Here is a 16,013-nt window from a genome sequence, read left to right on the forward strand (position 1 = left end):
CGCTGTAAACATCTTGTTAGCAATTTACTGTAAACTTAGGATCTATTGTCAACATCGGAGTCTATTGTGGTGCAAAATTTTGATAAAACTGCCGTCATTGATGCGGCTAATGCTTTGCCGGGGCGACTGACACCGATGCCGGTCGCCACTCTCCATGTGGTGAATGGACACTCTATGACACATGTCCCCGAAGGTATGGAAATAGCTCTCTTTGCCATGGGCTGTTTCTGGGGTGTCGAGCGTCTATTTTGGCAACAACCGGGAGTTTATAGCACCGCCGCAGGCTACAGTGGTGGATATACGCCAAACCCAACCTACCATGAGGTATGCAGTGGGCGCACGGCTCATGCCGAAGTCGTTCGTGTTGTTTTTGACCCTGCCATCATCAGCTATAAGCAACTATTGCAGATTTTCTGGGAAAATCACGATCCGGCACAAGGAATGCGACAAGGGGGCGATGTCGGAACACAATATCGTTCAGCCATTTACGTATTAACACCGGAGCAAGAAGCGCAGGCTAAAGCGAGCAAAGTGCAGTTTCAGCAAGCGATGGAAAAAGCCGGTGACCGCCGGGCCATTACAAGCGAAATAGCGACCGCCCTGCCGTTTTACTATGCCGAAGATGACCATCAGCAATATTTATACAAAAATCCGCATGGATATTGCGGCTTAGGCGGTATTGGCGTTTGTATGCCACCTAATCTGTAAGGCTGGCGGCGCTCTCATCGCTGCTGCTATACTAGCCGGGCTGTTCACTCAGCCCGGTAACGGTTTTCTGCCGTTGTCTTAAAACTCAACATGAACTATATACCCTATATATTTCAAGGCGCAGGAAGGCTGCAAATTTGGGTGACAAATCTGCCACTTGAAAGATGACGAGTATAACCCTTCCTTACGATCGCCGGCACTATCGCCGGTACGACACGGATAGATTATGTTAAACAGTATTTTACTGATTCTTTTTTTGATTGCAGTGAGTGCCTTTTTCTCGTTATCTGAGATTTCGCTGGCCGCATCACGCAAAATTAAATTAAAACTTCTGGCTGACGAAGGCGATATCAACGCCTTACGAGTACTTAAACTACAAGAGACACCGGGGATATTCTTTACTGTGGTCCAGATTGGACTAAATGCCGTTGCTATCCTTGGCGGTATTGTCGGTGACGCCGCATTTTCCCCTTCTTTCAGAGTGGTGTTTGAGCGCTTTATGTCACCCGAACTTGCTGATCAAGTCAGCTTCATTTGCTCGTTCGTTTTAGTCACCAGCTTATTTATCCTCTTTGCAGACTTAACCCCGAAACGCATCGGTATGATTTCACCTGAAGCGGTTGCCGTGCGGATCGTCAACCCGATGCGCTTCTGTCTGATGATTTGTCGCCCATTAGTTTGGTTCTTCAATGGGATGGCCAATCTGATTTTCCGTTTATTTAAGCTACCAATGGTCCGCAATGACGACATCACTTCGGATGATATCTATGCTGTCGTGGAAGCGGGGGCATTGGCTGGTGTGCTACGTAAGCAAGAGCATGAATTAATTGAAAACGTCTTTGAGCTGGAATCACGTACCGTTCCTTCGTCGATGACTTCACGCGAAAGTGTGATTTATTTCGATCTGCGGGAAAGTGAAGACAGCATAAAAGAGAAGATTTCGACTCATCCGCACTCCAAATTTCTGGTCTGCGATGGCCATATTGATCAAGTCGTGGGTTATGTTGACTCCAAAGACCTGCTGAACCGGGTGTTAGGCAACCAGAGTCTGGTGTTGAGCAGTGGAGTGCAAATACGTTCAGCGCTGATTGTGCCGGACACGCTGACCCTCTCTGAGGCACTTGAGAGCTTTAAAACAGCAGGTGAAGACTTTGCCGTGATTCTCAACGAATATGCGTTGGTCGTTGGGATAATTACCCTTAATGACGTAATGACCACTTTGATGGGGGATTTAGTCGGCCAAGGTCAAGAAGAACAAATTGTTGCTCGTGATGAGAGTTCATGGCTGATTGAAGGCGGTACACCCATTGAAGACGTTATGCGCGTACTGCATATTGATGAATTCCCGCAGTCTGGTAATTATGAAACCATCGGCGGCTTTATGATGTATATGCTGCGCAAAATTCCAAAGCGCACCGATTTCGTCAAATATGCTGGTTACAAGTTTGAAGTGGTGGATATCGACAGCTACAAAATCGATCAGTTACTGGTTACCAAACTCAGTGACCAACCCGCGCCGATACTGCCAAAAGCACCACACGAAAGCAGCGATGCATAGAGAAAACATTCAACATGTTTAACTCCATGAACATTTAAAACATTAGCGGCCCCGATAAAGGAGCCGCAATTCAATTAGTCTGGGGTAACACCAAGCAGCTAGGCCGAATCCCGATGAGCTTACTCAAGTAAGTGATTCGGGTGATTGAGAGCCGCTAACAACGCTACAACTTCATGTACGAAGGGGATTAGCCCATTTCGGCTTGCAAACGCATCACCTGCCGATTCACTTCTGACATCACCTCAAAGTGGCGTTTATCCCTAACCTTCGGGATTAAAATCTTGCCTTTATCAAACTCAAAAGCCCCCATGTCTTTGATATACAACCGACCACGGAATAACGTTTTGACATACATCGCGATTTTTGCCGGATTGTAACGTTGGAAGATCCTCATTGTTTTACTTTCCTCCCATAGCACCAACACGTACCTTTTGGCGACTTAGCGACCAAGATCACAGGTAGCGTAAGATAATTGCAGAGTAATAGACCTAGAGTATGGGCTTAAGTTCCCCCAAAATTAGTCATTGATGCTGGATTTACATAAAATTACAGAGTCATAAAGAGAAAATGAGAGATAGAGACAGAATAACCATCTAGTTAATGGTAGAAATAATTATTCTCAACAAACAGGACAGACCTCTGATCAGCACCTATGATTGGAAAACTGATACCCAGTAGATTACAAGGTACAGAAATAAGTGCCCAACATGACTCATAAGATCCACAAGGACATCCCATGATAAAAAATAGCCTGCTTATCCTATCGCTGCTGTTCACCCCTTTCATTGCCAGTGCTCACAATCTCCAACTTGACCAGCGCGTACCGCCGGTAGGTGTCAGTGATAAAGGCGAATTGAATTATGATAAGGCTACTGATCAGTTTAGCTATAAAAACTGGAATAGCTCGCAATTGCCCGGCAAAGTGCGAGTGGTCCAGCATATTGCTGGCCGCACCTCAGCAAAGGAACTCAATGCTCCGCTCGTAGAAGCTATCAAGCATGCTAATTTGCCACACGATCGTTACCAAACGACGACAATCGTCAATACCGATGATGCGATTATTGGCACTGCGGTGTTTGTGCGTAGCAGCATTGAAAGTAATAAGCGCGAATTCCCTTGGTCACAGTTTGTGGTAGACAGTAATGGGAATGTTCAAAAGGCTTGGGGTTTAGCGGAAAAAGGTTCAGCCATAGTGGTGCTAGACCCGCAAGGAAACGTTAAATTTGTCAAAGATGGCGCGCTGACAGCCGAAGAAGTGCAGCAGGTCATCGCCCAACTGCACCAACTGCTGAAACTTTAAAACAGCGATACGCGAAAACCGGGGTTCAGGAATGATTCACGTGGGGTATAAGATAATGGCTTACCCTGCCAATCGTGAACCTGCGCCCCGGCAGCAATAGCAACAGCATGCCCAGCAGCGGTATCCCATACATTGGTTGGCCCAAAGCGCGGGTATAGCTGTGCTTTCCCTTCAGCCACCAGACAAAACTTCAACGATGATCCCACTGATACCGTCTGATGCTCGCCCAATTGCGACAAATAATCTTCCAACTCCGCATCACTGTGAGAACGGCTGACAACCACCAGCGGCGGCAATGCATCGCGCACTTGAATCTGCATGCGCCTACCACATTCTTCCTTCCACGCCTTACCATTCTCGGCGCTATACATCACCTCCGTCACCGGGGTATAAACCACACCCAGCACCGGAATCCCTTGGTCAATCAGGGCAATATTGACTGTAAACTCACCATTACGGTTCAAGAATTCTTTGGTGCCATCCAAAGGATCAACCAGCCAATAGCGCTGCCAGTGCTGGCGCACTGCCCACGTTGGTGGATCCTCTTCAGATAGCAGGGGGATATCAGGAGTCAATGCCGCCAATCCAGCTTTGATAATTTGGTGTGCCGCAAGATCAGCCGCAGTGACTGGAGAATCATCTTTTTTGTGGGCCACATCTAAGGGTTTTTCCCCCTGATAGACCGCCATAATCGCCACGCCTGCCTCGCGGGCCAACTGGCAAATTTGCTCTAACATCATCCACCCCTTGGTATTATGAGTCATGCCGAATATTGATAGTCAGAATGCACTCGATTGATCTCTGCCGTTCGACAATGATTTGGGACTGTCTTACCCACTCTACATTTATTTTAGAACGCAAAACCAAAATAAAAATTAATCATCACAAAGCTTGTCACTGGTTTGGCAGACTAATAATTTCCTTGCCCGATTGCCACCTTTCTTGTCTTACTCTCAATAAAATCAGTAGGATCAACCTGCTGCAATTGTGAGTACCTCCGCGTTATCCAAAGCTGTTTTCTGCCAAACTTCACACTTTGTCATGACGATTTATTAAATTTACATATTCTTTTGCGATACATATCGAGTTGTTTTTGTTAATGGAAAAGCCACTATGGAGAGAGCCATGTCTAAGCGTCCGATGACGTTATCCCTGCTTACCAGCCTGATTGCCATCGCAACATCAATGACGATGGGCACAACACAGGCCGCGACCGTTGATTTGCGTGTACTGGAAACCACTGACCTGCACAGCAACATGATGGATTTCGATTACTACAAAGATAAACCCACGGAAAAGTTCGGTCTGGTGCGTACGGCAAGTCTGATTAATGCCGCCCGCCAACAAGCGACAAACAGCGTTCTGGTAGACAATGGTGACCTAATTCAGGGCAGCCCGCTTGGCGACTACATGGCAGCCAAAGGACTCAACGCCGGGGAAATTCATCCTGTCTACAAGGCAATGAATACTCTGGACTATGCCGTCGGTAATATCGGCAACCATGAGTTTAATTATGGTCTGGATTATCTGAAAAAATCACTGGCAGGCGCCAAATTTCCCTATGTGAATGCTAACGTCATTGATGTCAAAACGGGTAAACCGCTGTTTCAACCTTATATTATTGCCGATACCCCAGTAAAAGATCGCGAAGGGAAAACACATAACCTACGGATAGGCTACATCGGTTTTGTACCGCCCCAAGTGATGATATGGGATAAAGCCAATCTGAGCGGTAAAGTTACCGTTAACGATATCACCGAGACCGCCAAAAAGTGGGTGCCAGAAATGCGCAAGCAAGGGGCGGATTTAGTGGTCGCAATCCCCCACTCAGGCCTGTCCAGTGTGCCTTATAAAGCTATGGCTGAAAACTCGGTCTATTACCTCAGCCAAGTACCGGGTATCGATGCCATCATGTTCGGTCATGCCCACGCCGTCTTCCCGAGCAAAGATTTTGCTGCGATTAAAGGTGCGGATATTACCCAAGGGACACTTAATGGTATTCCAGCAGTGATGCCAGGCCAGTGGGGTGACCATCTGGGGGTTGTCGATTTTGTCCTGAATAATGACAAAGGCCCGTGGCAAGTGACTCAGGCCAAAGCCGAAGCACGCCCTATCTTTGATAAAACCACACAAAAATCGCTAGCCGCTGAAGATGCACAGTTGGTGAAAGTGTTAGCCGCTGACCATCAGGGCACTCGTGATTTTGTTAGCCAACCTATCGGCAACGCATCAGATAATATGTATAGCTATCTGGCGCTGATCCAAGATGACCCAACAGTACAAATTGTGAATAACGCCCAGCGCGCCTATACCGAACACTTTATTCAGGGTGATCCTGATTTGGCTGACTTACCGGTACTTTCTGCTGCGGCACCGTTTAAAGCGGGCGGGCGCAAAAATGATCCAGCCAGTTTTGTCGAAGTAGAAAAAGGTGAGCTGACTTTCCGTAATGCCGCAGATTTGTACCTTTACCCGAATACATTAGTTGTGGTGAAAGCCAGTGGTGCCGAAGTGAAGCAGTGGTTAGAGTGCTCTGCCGCGCAATATAATCAAATTGACGTTAACAGTGATAAGCCACAATCACTTATTAATTGGGATGGTTTCCGCACGTATAATTTCGATGTCATCGATGGTGTTAATTATGAAATCGATGTGAGCCAACCGGCTCGTTATGATGGTGAATGCGCACTAATTAACGACAAAGCCGAGCGTATTAAAAACCTCACTTTTAACAGCAAACCCATTGATCCTAAAGCCACGTTCCTGATCGCTACCAACAATTACCGTGCTTACAGCGGTAAATTTGCAGGCACCGGTGACAGCCATATTGCTTTCGCATCGCCGGATGAAAACCGGGCAGTTCTGTCTGCTTATATCAGCGCTGAAACCAAAAAGCATGGGCAAGTCACTCCGCGAGCCGATAACAACTGGCGTTTGACAGCCCTTGAGAGTAAACAGCCATTGGATATCCGTTTTGAAACTTCACCAAGTACCAAAGCAGCTGAATTTATTAAGCAAAAAGCACAATATCCGATGAAAGCCATGGGAACTGACGAGATTGGTTTCGAGGTTTACCAAATCGATTTACAGAAGAAGTAATCTCTGGCAACAGCGCTTTACGGAGCGCTGTTGATCTCTCGACATACCCCTTTAGAGCTATATCGCATTCTATAACATGCATTTATTATACATGTTATAGATATTTAATAACTCAATGAGGTGTCATCATGGATTACCGCAATCAATCTCTCGGCGCTCTGGCTATTGCTATCCCACGTGCTACAAAGCTCTTCCGTCAACATCAATTGGATTTCTGCTGTGGGGGCAAGCAAACACTACTGCGGGCAGCCAATAAGCTAAATCTGGATATTGATGAGCTAGAAGCGCAACTGAGTGCATTGCACACCGAACCTCAGTCATCTGAAGACTGGCAGCAACGTTCCCTGACTGACATCATTGATTTTATTATTAGCCGCTATCACAACCGCCATCGCGAACAACTGCCAGAATTGATTCTGATGGCTGAAAAAGTTGAGCGCGTACATGGCGAAAAACCAGCCTGCCCTCGCGGATTGGCGGTAGAACTGACGGCGATTCTCGAAGAACTAACCCAGCATATGTACAAAGAAGAAGAAATTCTGTTCCCGATGATCAAACGCGGCATGGGTTCTCAGGCTGGTGGGCCAATATTTGTGATGGAAGCGGAACACGACGCGGTTGGGCAGCAGTTGGAAGTAGTGAAGCAATTGACACAAAACATGACCCCACCAGAAGGAGCCTGTAATACCTGGCAGGCGCTTTACACCGGCATCAATGAATTCATCACTGACCTGATGGAACATATTCATCTGGAAAACAATTTGCTGTTTCCCCGCGCGCTGAAAGGCGAATAAATTCACAATCAAACGCTATCGCGGTCAATAAATGCAAAAGGGCGACAGATGTCGCCCTCTCTGATATCACTGCATAGGAATATTACAGAATTTCCAGCAGTTCCACTTCAAACATCAATGCACTGAATGGTGGGATGGTTGCACCCGCGCCACGCTCGCCATAAGCCAGATTGTGCGGGATATACAATTTCCACTTAGACCCTACCGGCATCATCGACAACGCTTCAATCCAGCCCGGAATAACACCGCTGACTGGGAACTCTGCTGGCTGGCCACGTTCAACTGAGCTATCAAATACGGTGCCGTCAACCAGACGACCGGTATAGTGCACACGAACACGGTCTTGGCGGGATGGGATTGGGCCTTCACCGGCCTGCAATACCGAGAACTGTAAACCAGATTCTGTCGTGGTGACGTCATCACGCTTGGCATTCTCTTCCAGGAACGTTTTCCCTTCTTCAACCAAAGCCTGTTGGCGCTCAACACGGACTTTATCAGCACGCTCGTGAACTTCACGCAGTGCACGATGAACTACATCAACAGGGACGGTCGGTGTATTCCCTTCCATCGCGTCACGCAAACCTGCCAATAATGCTTCTGGCAATAAACCTTCCAGCCCGGACTCTTGTAATTGCTGCCCGATTTGTAAACCAATTCCGTAGCTTGCTTGCGCTTCAACGCTATCAAAAGAAGGGGTTGTCATGGATTTTCCTTTAGTCGCTAATCATGTCGAAGCCGCCAGCATAACAGCAGCAGGGGAGCGCGGTAAAATCTTGCTTCGTGAATGATGACTTTTGTCGAAGAAAAAGAAACAATGGCAGCATGCTAGCCGATAGGGATATCAGAGTATTCTGTCTTTTAGCATCAACCAGATAGCGACTGCATCAACTTCAAGTAAGAAGGGTTATACTTAGAAGCCTATTGGTACATTGTCATTTTAATATTTATGTTGTTCTACGCAGTTGAAGAGAGGTCACCATGGGCAGAATCGCGCCCAGGAGAAGGAAAAGCACGCGGGTTTATCAACCACTGCTACACACTTGGCTGAGTATCAGGCAGAGGATTTTGCCGGGTGCGAAAACGGCTGATGATCAAAATCTATTGTCTGAAGTCAGTGCATCAGCACCTATTTCTCCCGCCGAGGATATTGCCTCTACTGAAAATAATATCGCCCCTGAACCTGTGACGACAACGTGGCGGGAAGCCGGTATTAAAGGGTTATGGCTGAAAATCTGGCACTTACCAGACAATTTTCAGTGGATGGAACCATTGCCTTTATTCCATCGTCGCTGGGTTATTATTGCGGCGGCAGTCTTGCTGCTAGCCCTGCTATGGCCGGTGTCTCGCGATAACACCGATAACACATTCCCGGTTAGCGCACCGTCGACTGAGATACCGCTACAGGCCCATTTACAGAACGATCTTGATGCTCCGCCACCTCCTACGGTGGCGCCTTCTGTGACACCTGAAGCCACTCCCCCAGTACAGGAGAATTGGCAGAGTTATCAGATTCAATCAGGGAAAACACTGGCGCAGCTATTCCGCGACAATAATTTGCCAGTCAATGAAGTTTTTGCGATGGCACAGGTCGAGGGTAATGATAAGCCGCTGAGTAACCTCAAAGCCGGGCAAGAAGTCAAAATTATGCTGGATGCGCAAGGGGCGGTTGCAGCCCTGACGATTGAAACCACTCGCAATACACAAGTGCTGTTTACCCGGCAAAGCGATGGCAGCTATCGTCGTGATCGTTAAGTACTGCACGCTATAGCCCCTTTCTATCTACCGCCTTATCTTCTTTGATATTGTTGCTGCCTCACTCCCGAATTAGGTTGTTTTCTGGGTGGTTCACGTCATCCATAACACCAACAAATAACCATATTCACAAGGGAGTGATTATGAAATATAAAACACCTTTTTTGCTTCTCTTCTTTACCCCCTTTGGGGCATTGGCTGAACATCATTGCCCTGCAATAAGTGCAATCAAACAGGCAGCACAAATTTACACGGCCACAGGCAATGGGGATGACGAGTGGATTGGGGTATTACAAGAATCTATACCTGAAAACAAAGCAGCGATTAAAGATTTTAGTGAGGCACTTTTAATTATCGATAATGAAAGTAATAAAGATAAAAACGCTATGCAGGGGATATTTCAGAAGTGTGCGTACAATTTACATGACGAAGGTCGGCAGGTTGATATGTATTACGGGAATAAAACCTGGCCGGTATCCATCAATGGGAAACCCCACTGGGCCTACCAAAAAACAGCCTTCCTTGAGATTTACCAATGCTCAGGAGTGGCGGCCGAAGAATGTCAATTTGATATTGTAGAGTCTGGCACTACGCCCTAAACTCGCTTTGCTCTATGTCAAAAAGCAAAACGCCAGCACGAGGCTGGCGTTTTAGCAGGTTAACAGCAGCGTAACTTACGCTTCTGCAACCACGATCACGTTCAGTTGCGCGAACACGTCGCTGTGTACCTGGAAGTGAACTTCATGATCACCTGTGGTACGCAGAACGCCATTCGGCAGACGAACTTCGCTCTTGGCCACTTCAACGCCAGCTGCAGTGACTGCATCAGCGATGTCGCGAGTACCGATAGAGCCGAACAGTTTGCCTTCATCGCCAGATTTAGATGCGATGGTGACGCTGCCCAGTTCGTTGATTTTAGCTGCGCGAGCTTCAGCAGCAGCCAGAACGCCAGCCAATTTGGCTTCTAATTCTGCACGGCGTGCTTCAAAGAACTCTACGTTTTTCTTAGTTGCCGGAACAGCTTTACCTTGTGGAACCAGGAAGTTACGAGCGTAGCCCGCTTTAACGTTCACTTGGTCACCCAGGCTGCCCAGGTTTGCTACTTTATCAAGCAGAATAACTTGCATTACCTTATCCTCTCAAAGTCGTTAATGGACAGTGGCCGATTACTGATGACGATCAGTGTACGGCAACAAAGACAGGTAGCGTGCGCGCTTGATACAACGGGCGAGCTGACGCTGGTATTTTGCGCGAGTACCGGTGATACGGCTCGGGACAATTTTACCACTTTCAGTGATATAGTTTTTCAGCGTAGCGATATCTTTATAATCAATCTCTACAACGCCTTCCGCGGTAAAACGGCAGAACTTGCGACGACGGAAATAACGTGCCATTTGGCTAGTCTCCAGAATCTATAAATTCAATCTGCTCGGCATGCAGAACCAGTTTGTTTAGCCCATTGCGGCCTTGATGGCAGCTAATGAAGCCTTCAACGGTTAACTGACTGCCGACCGTTATACTGTGAGTTAATGCTTGTGACTTTTGCCCGCTAACGATGATGGGCATTCTGCACCATGTTTGTCGGCTAAATCCGGCTTCCTGCTGTGTTGATCGGTGCTCAAGCACAAATTGACAATGCGGAATTCCAGAAGGACTTACTTTTCGAACCGGTGTCTTGCACACAGTGCCAGAGAGTACCAGACGATTAGTGGTCACCACGGCAATTACTCTTCAGAATCCCCAGCTTCAGAATCATCATTGGCTTCAGACGCGAAGTCGTGACGCTCACGGCGTTCGTCTTTCGCTTTAACCATTGGTGATGCTTCAGTTACCGCGTGTTTTACGCGCATAACCATGCTACGGATAACGGCGTCGTTGAAGCGGAAGTTTGTTTCCAGCTCATCGATCGCTTCCTGCGGAGCTTCAACGTTCAGCAGAACGTAGTGAGCTTTGTGCAGTTTGTTGATCGGGTAAGCCAGTTGACGGCGGCCCCAGTCTTCCAGACGGTGGATCGTACCAGCAGCATTAGTGATAGTTGCACTATAGCGCTCGATCATGCCCGGAACCTGTTCGCTTTGGTCAGGATGGACCATAAAAACGATTTCGTAATGACGCATCGATTATTGCTCCTTACGGATTATTCAGCCTCCTGATAGGGTCAACCGCGGCCCATGGAGGCAAGGAACGTATTTGTGTGCGGCTGAAAAATGACGCGTAACTATACTTGTCGGCGGCTGGAAACTCAAGGACTGACGGGGATTTATTCTTGTACAACGGATTGCGCGACCAAAACCGCACTTTTTGTTCATTAAATAACCAATGTATGTAAAACCATTAGTTTGCTAAATCTTTCAATAAAATCATTAGCTCAACTCAATAATCGTTCATTTTTTTTGACCAAGTAAATCAATTGAAGCGTATTTTTAAATGAACAAAAGCGACTAGAATTATTTACATCCACCGCATAACAAGCGGCGCAACAGCTAGATAAGTTATTCAAAGTATATAAATAAGATATTGGAGTCACCCATGAAAAATACACTTACCATCGCCGCCATCCTGAGCTTTTTCCTTTCCGCCAGTACATTTGCTGCCACGGAAATTACGGCCCAGCAGGCTATGCAACAACAGCGCGTCAGTATTGGAGCACTGTCACTGGGTCACAATGTGATTTCCCCTGACGATGCCACTGCGCAACTCAGTAAATTAGCCGATGAACGTGGCGCAAGTTCTTATCAGATCATCGCGATGCATGAGCCTGGCGACAATAGTTCTATGCACGTTAACGCAGTTCTCTATCGCTAGGATTCAATAAACAAATACAACACCAGAGAAAGCCCGATAAAAAGAAAACCCTCATGCTCAATTCCCCCCGCTTGTCGGGGGTTTTTTATAGGTGTTTGCTGAAAAAACGCACCCCCGCGGCCAGCGCGGTAGGGGTAATTTTATGGCCGATGCCCGCTTCGGTAAGATAGGTCAGGTGGTTGTCCCTCCCACTTGCCCTCAGTTCCTGTACTAACCTCGCGCTCTCTGCCGCAGGCACGACATCATCTGCTTCACCATGCCAGACCAAGAGTGGGCGATCAGCAATTTTCTCCAACTGATGAGCAAGATCATAATCGGCCAAAGGTAACAGACGGCGTTGAAATTCTGCCGAGCTGACTTGGCGACCAGCGTTTAATGGAGGAAACAGTGTTTTCGCCAGAGAAGTAAAATAACCTGACCCCATAAAATCGGCGGCTACCCTGACCCAAGGATAGCGAGCAAAAGCCCCCAACGTGGTCATTCCCCCCATCGATGCGCCCGCAACACCAATACGTTCGCCCTCAATCAATCCCGCTTGCTGATAGTGCTGCTTAAGGGCGGGTAACTCATCAATATTCGATTTCAAGATCGCCCAGAAATGAGATTGCCGCTCAGTATCATCGCCATTGAAACGTGCACCATGCATATCCGCATCCGGTGCGATTGTGCGAAAGCCCGCTTGAGCAAAAGCATAGGCAAAATAGGAGTAAACCTCTTTTGACGAGGTATAACCGTGATAAAAGAAAATAGTCGGTAATGGCTGCTGGCGCTTACCCACAGGGGCTGCATGGATGACCTCAATACCCTTAATATTTTCCAGCGACATCTCAATCATGGTGAGAATCCTTTGTGTATTAGGCTGGGCATAAACGCGAGAAAGCCATTTATACCGAATAAATTCAGTGTGCCAAAACACAGATATAAAGTCTTAAATCAATTTCTTCCAAGATATTACCCACAGACTTGATGCCACAGAGTTACACTAGAGAAATAACGAACGTGGCAGTAACCGCCCTGCTAACAAAGAGGTAAAGATGAAAATGAAACGCGCGATGCTGTTCTTGGCAATCACTTTGGGGCTTTCGGCTTGCAGTGCTTTTCACGTGACGCCTGTTCCCCCTCCCGCCCCCCAGCCTTATGCACAAGAAATCACCCGCGCCCAAAGTGCTAACTTACAGAAAATGGGCACTATTTCAGCTCAGGTATTTGGCAGCCCGATGGATGTTGAGGCAGAAATTAAGCGCAAGGCTAATGCCAGTGGTGCGCCTTATTATTTGATTATCATGATGTCAGACAGTGTTTACCCCGGCATCTGGTATGCCAATGCATTGCTGTATAAGTAAGAAGGGAGGATCTATTGCCCTCCCGTTGCGCGACTAAGTAAGCGCGCGCAAACCACCTCCGGCAACATATACTGGTCACGATGGTCCAGCGTCATTCGACACCAGGCATCCGCCAATGGTGGTGAGGCAAAACGCAGTAATTGAGCCGCGCAGCACAAATCAAACAGTTGCTGAGTTAAAGCACGCCCTTGCTCTTCTTTGGGGTTTTTCAGCCGCTGCTGTAATTGCCGCCATGCACGGTCAAACAACCGATTCTGTCCACGCACCGGGTAAAACTCTTGCTGCAACATTTCCAGCGCGGTTGGCAGCTTGTGTAATGTGCGCAACACATCCAGACACATAATATTGCCAGAGCCTTCCCAAATGCTGTTTACCGGCATTTCGCGATAAAGTCGCGGTAACTCACTCTGTTCGCAATAGCCAATCCCGCCTAAAACCTCCATCGCCTGCGCAACAAATGCACTGCCCAGCCCACAGACACGATATTTGGCCGCGGGAGTCAGTAATCGGCTGAATATCTGCTCATGGGGATCACCGGTTTTCCCCCAAGTGCTGGCCAAACGCATCAGTAATGCAGTATGGCCCTCTAAGCGCAATGCCATGCGGCTGAGTCCCTGTCGCATCAAGGGCTGGTCTACCAATGCCTTGCCAAAAGCCTGACGCTGCCAAGCGTGATACAGCGCGACAGAGAAAGCCCGCCTCATCAACCCATGGCTACCCAGCGCACAATCAAAACGAGTATATCCGCCCATTTTCAGAATTTGGCGAATACCCTCGCCCTCATCTCCCAATAACCAAGCCGTGGCATTGTCAAATTCAACTTCACTGCTGGCATTGGAGCGATTGCCGAGTTTCTCTTTCAAACGTTCTAATCGAATAGCGTTATAGGTGCCATCTGGCAATATTTTAGGCAGGAAGAAACAGGATAGCCCCCCCTCAGCTTGCGCCAACACGAGGTGCGCATCACTTTGCGGGACGGAGAAAAACCACTTATGCCCAACCAGACGATAAGCTTCGCCCTTGCCGCGCGCATCCAGTGGCTCTGCCCTCGTGGTGTTACTTAACACATCAGAGCCACCCTGCTTTTCTGTCATTCCCATACCAATCAGCAAACCCCGTTTCTGCCCACCGATGACGTGGTGAGAGTCATAACGGTCCGACAGCAGTGGCGGCAGCCAATCTTGAAAAAGTGGGGGAAGCATCTTTTGCAGCAACGGAATGGCACCAAATGTCATGGTTATTGGGCATAACGTTCCCGCTTCTACCTGAGCATGTAAGATAAACCGTGCCGCGCGCGCGACAAAAGACCCTATTCGGGCATCCTCTTGCCAAGGTAAATTGTGTACCCGATGGCTAACCAGTTCTTGCATCAACACATACCAGGCTGGGTGAAAACGCACCTGATCCAAGCGTTGCCCTGCAGCATCGTAACGCAATAACTCAGGAGGATTGGCGTTAGCAAGCCGCCCTAATTCCAGTGATTCCTGCGAGCCAAGTTGTCGCCCTATCTGAGCAAGATCCTCCCCATCCCAGCCAGCATGTTCCCGTATCACCGCTTCCCGCAAGGCCATATCTGACAGAAATAAGTTACTGTTCGACAAGGGCTCAGGCTGATTGAAAACCAAGTGAGTCTGCCACTCCATACCTTCCTCCATTTCGGTACTTAATTACGAAATCAGTATCCATAAATCAGGCTTAAGTATGATGCAGACGGGTTTTTTTGCTGACAGACGCCATCACAGGCTAGGATTTATTCGCTACATCTCACTGATAAAGCTATTAAATTCCCTATATTAAAAATAAAAAACAAAAAGCCAATATCCGGAAATATTGGCTTTTTAAGAAAAATTGTTTATAAAACGAACAGCTTATTGGGTTTTCAGTGCTCGCTGACGCACCGCTTCAAATAGGCAGACACCCGTTGCGACCGACACATTCAGTGAGGAAACACTACCGGCCATCGGAATACTAATTAATTCATCACAGTGCTCGCGAGTCAACCGACGCATACCTTCACCTTCGGCTCCCATCACCAGCGCCATTGGGCCGGTCATTTTGCTCTGATACAACGTGTGGTCTGCTTCACCGGCAGTCCCAACAATCCAGACATTGTGTTCCTGCAACACCCGCAAAGTACGAGCCAGATTCGTGACTTTAATCAGTGGTACATTCTCGGCTGCGCCACTGGCGACTTTCTTCGCGATCGCGTTAAGTTGTGCAGAACGATCCCGTGGCACGATAACCGCATGCACGCCCGCCGCATCTGCGCTACGTAAACAGGCACCCAAGTTGTGTGGATCTGTTACCCCATCGAGCACCAATAGGAAAGGTGTTTCCACACTTTCCAACAAGGCCGGTAAATCATTTTCCTGATACTGACGCCCTTCACGGACTCGCGCCACGATCCCCTGATGGACACCACCCTCAACTTGTGAATCCAGCCATTGGCGGCTAGCAACCTGAATGACCAAACCGGCAGCTTCGAGTTCGGCAATCAACGGCTGTAGGCGACGATCATCACGGCCTTTCAGAATAAAAACTTCCAGAAAACGTTGTGGATCATTGTCTAACAGGGCTTTGACGGCGTGAATGCCGTAAATAATTTCGCTCATGATGCTCTTTTACATGTGTCGACAGGCAAGAGTATTTGCCTG

Annotated in this window: 19 protein-coding genes; 9 read left to right on the forward strand and 10 right to left on the reverse strand. The window is 47.9% G+C overall.

Annotated features, from left to right (window positions below; translation table 11 throughout):
* Positions 1-69: 69 nt before the first annotated feature.
* Positions 70-708 carry a peptide-methionine (S)-S-oxide reductase MsrA gene (msrA, locus tag ACIOG0_RS19485; RefSeq protein WP_072086650.1) on the forward strand — a complete coding sequence of 213 codons (639 nt, stop codon included), beginning with the start codon at positions 70-72 and terminating at the stop codon, positions 706-708.
* Positions 709-934: 226 nt separating this feature from the next.
* The gene (locus tag ACIOG0_RS19490) at positions 935-2,266 is read left to right on the forward strand and encodes a hemolysin family protein (protein ID WP_050075661.1); all 1,332 of its coding nucleotides are present in this window, start codon (positions 935-937) and stop codon (positions 2,264-2,266) included.
* Between the two features lie 187 nt (positions 2,267-2,453).
* Here ACIOG0_RS19490 and ACIOG0_RS19495 read toward each other — a convergent pair whose 3' ends face one another.
* Positions 2,454-2,660, reverse strand: coding sequence for a DUF1107 domain-containing protein (locus ACIOG0_RS19495; RefSeq protein WP_032910425.1), 207 nt, complete (start codon positions 2,658-2,660; stop codon positions 2,454-2,456).
* 342 nt (positions 2,661-3,002) lie between these two features.
* On the opposite strand from ACIOG0_RS19495, the gene ACIOG0_RS19500 reads away from it, so the two are divergent.
* Positions 3,003-3,566 (forward strand): YtfJ family protein, encoded by a 564-nt coding sequence (locus ACIOG0_RS19500; RefSeq protein ID WP_050099809.1) that lies wholly within the window; start codon positions 3,003-3,005, stop codon positions 3,564-3,566.
* Here ACIOG0_RS19500 and cysQ read toward each other — a convergent pair.
* Positions 3,563-4,303, reverse strand: coding sequence for a 3'(2'),5'-bisphosphate nucleotidase CysQ (gene cysQ, locus ACIOG0_RS19505; RefSeq protein WP_050099807.1), 741 nt, complete (start codon positions 4,301-4,303; stop codon positions 3,563-3,565). The two genes, ACIOG0_RS19500 and cysQ, sit on opposite strands and share 4 nt — an antisense overlap.
* Positions 4,304-4,679: 376 nt before the next feature.
* Between cysQ and ACIOG0_RS19510 the strand changes: the two genes are divergently transcribed.
* Both ACIOG0_RS19510 and ytfE read left to right on the forward strand, forming a co-directional pair.
* Positions 4,680-6,665 carry a bifunctional 2',3'-cyclic-nucleotide 2'-phosphodiesterase/3'-nucleotidase gene (locus ACIOG0_RS19510; RefSeq protein WP_050099805.1) on the forward strand — a complete coding sequence of 662 codons (1,986 nt, stop codon included), beginning with the start codon at positions 4,680-4,682 and terminating at the stop codon, positions 6,663-6,665.
* A 128-nt stretch (positions 6,666-6,793) separates the two neighbouring features.
* Positions 6,794-7,459: an iron-sulfur cluster repair protein YtfE gene (ytfE, locus tag ACIOG0_RS19515; RefSeq protein ID WP_128451308.1), complete on the forward strand. Its 666-nt coding sequence runs from the start codon at positions 6,794-6,796 to the stop codon at positions 7,457-7,459.
* Between the two features lie 82 nt (positions 7,460-7,541).
* On the opposite strand, the gene ACIOG0_RS19520 is transcribed toward ytfE, so the two are convergent.
* On the reverse strand, positions 7,542-8,162 hold the full coding sequence (locus ACIOG0_RS19520) for a peptidylprolyl isomerase (RefSeq protein ID WP_050099803.1): 621 nt from the start codon (positions 8,160-8,162) through the stop codon (positions 7,542-7,544).
* 275 nt (positions 8,163-8,437) lie between these two features.
* On the opposite strand from ACIOG0_RS19520, the gene ACIOG0_RS19525 reads away from it, so the two are divergent.
* Both ACIOG0_RS19525 and ACIOG0_RS19530 read left to right on the forward strand, forming a co-directional pair.
* The gene (locus tag ACIOG0_RS19525; protein WP_050099802.1) at positions 8,438-9,211 is read left to right on the forward strand and encodes a LysM-like peptidoglycan-binding domain-containing protein; all 774 of its coding nucleotides are present in this window, start codon (positions 8,438-8,440) and stop codon (positions 9,209-9,211) included.
* 143 nt (positions 9,212-9,354) lie between these two features.
* Positions 9,355-9,810 carry a DUF3757 domain-containing protein gene (locus tag ACIOG0_RS19530; RefSeq protein WP_128451307.1) on the forward strand — a complete coding sequence of 152 codons (456 nt, stop codon included), beginning with the start codon at positions 9,355-9,357 and terminating at the stop codon, positions 9,808-9,810.
* A 75-nt stretch (positions 9,811-9,885) separates the two neighbouring features.
* Here the strand turns inward: ACIOG0_RS19530 and rplI are convergent, their stop codons facing one another.
* From rplI to rpsF, 4 genes are read right to left on the reverse strand one after another with little or no spacing between them, the layout of a single operon-like run.
* Positions 9,886-10,338, reverse strand: coding sequence for a 50S ribosomal protein L9 (rplI, locus tag ACIOG0_RS19535; protein ID WP_004707026.1), 453 nt, complete (start codon positions 10,336-10,338; stop codon positions 9,886-9,888).
* 39 nt (positions 10,339-10,377) lie between these two features.
* Entirely contained in the window at positions 10,378-10,605 is a 228-nt protein-coding gene (gene rpsR, locus ACIOG0_RS19540; protein WP_002210155.1) for a 30S ribosomal protein S18, read from the reverse strand.
* Between the two features lie 4 nt (positions 10,606-10,609).
* Positions 10,610-10,930, reverse strand: a complete 321-nt coding sequence (priB, locus tag ACIOG0_RS19545) for a primosomal replication protein N (protein WP_020282467.1) — start codon at positions 10,928-10,930, stop codon at positions 10,610-10,612.
* A gap of 5 nt (positions 10,931-10,935) precedes the next feature.
* Entirely contained in the window at positions 10,936-11,328 is a 393-nt protein-coding gene (gene rpsF, locus ACIOG0_RS19550) for a 30S ribosomal protein S6 (RefSeq protein ID WP_002210153.1), read from the reverse strand.
* A 412-nt stretch (positions 11,329-11,740) separates the two neighbouring features.
* Between rpsF and ACIOG0_RS19555 the strand changes: the two genes are divergently transcribed.
* A complete protein-coding gene (locus ACIOG0_RS19555) occupies positions 11,741-12,016 on the forward strand; it encodes a DUF1471 domain-containing protein (RefSeq protein WP_050099799.1) in 276 nt (91 codons plus the stop codon).
* A gap of 85 nt (positions 12,017-12,101) precedes the next feature.
* Here ACIOG0_RS19555 and yjfP read toward each other — a convergent pair whose 3' ends face one another.
* On the reverse strand, positions 12,102-12,851 hold the full coding sequence (gene yjfP / locus ACIOG0_RS19560) for an esterase (protein WP_050140947.1): 750 nt from the start codon (positions 12,849-12,851) through the stop codon (positions 12,102-12,104).
* Between the two features lie 199 nt (positions 12,852-13,050).
* Here yjfP and bsmA point away from each other — a divergent pair, with 199 nt between their 5' ends.
* Complete coding sequence (gene bsmA, locus ACIOG0_RS19565; protein ID WP_050295933.1) at positions 13,051-13,359, forward strand: biofilm peroxide resistance protein BsmA; 309 nt, start codon at positions 13,051-13,053, stop codon at positions 13,357-13,359.
* Positions 13,360-13,370: 11 nt separating this feature from the next.
* Here the strand turns inward: bsmA and ACIOG0_RS19570 are convergent, their stop codons facing one another.
* Positions 13,371-15,014, reverse strand: coding sequence for an isovaleryl-CoA dehydrogenase (locus ACIOG0_RS19570; RefSeq protein ID WP_128451306.1), 1,644 nt, complete (start codon positions 15,012-15,014; stop codon positions 13,371-13,373).
* 213 nt (positions 15,015-15,227) lie between these two features.
* Positions 15,228-15,971, reverse strand: coding sequence for a 23S rRNA (guanosine(2251)-2'-O)-methyltransferase RlmB (rlmB, locus tag ACIOG0_RS19575; RefSeq protein ID WP_050099792.1), 744 nt, complete (start codon positions 15,969-15,971; stop codon positions 15,228-15,230).
* Positions 15,972-16,013 lie beyond the last annotated feature (42 nt).

Source organism: Yersinia vastinensis (assembly GCF_044905075.1).
Lineage (GTDB): Bacteria > Pseudomonadota > Gammaproteobacteria > Enterobacterales > Enterobacteriaceae > Yersinia > Yersinia vastinensis.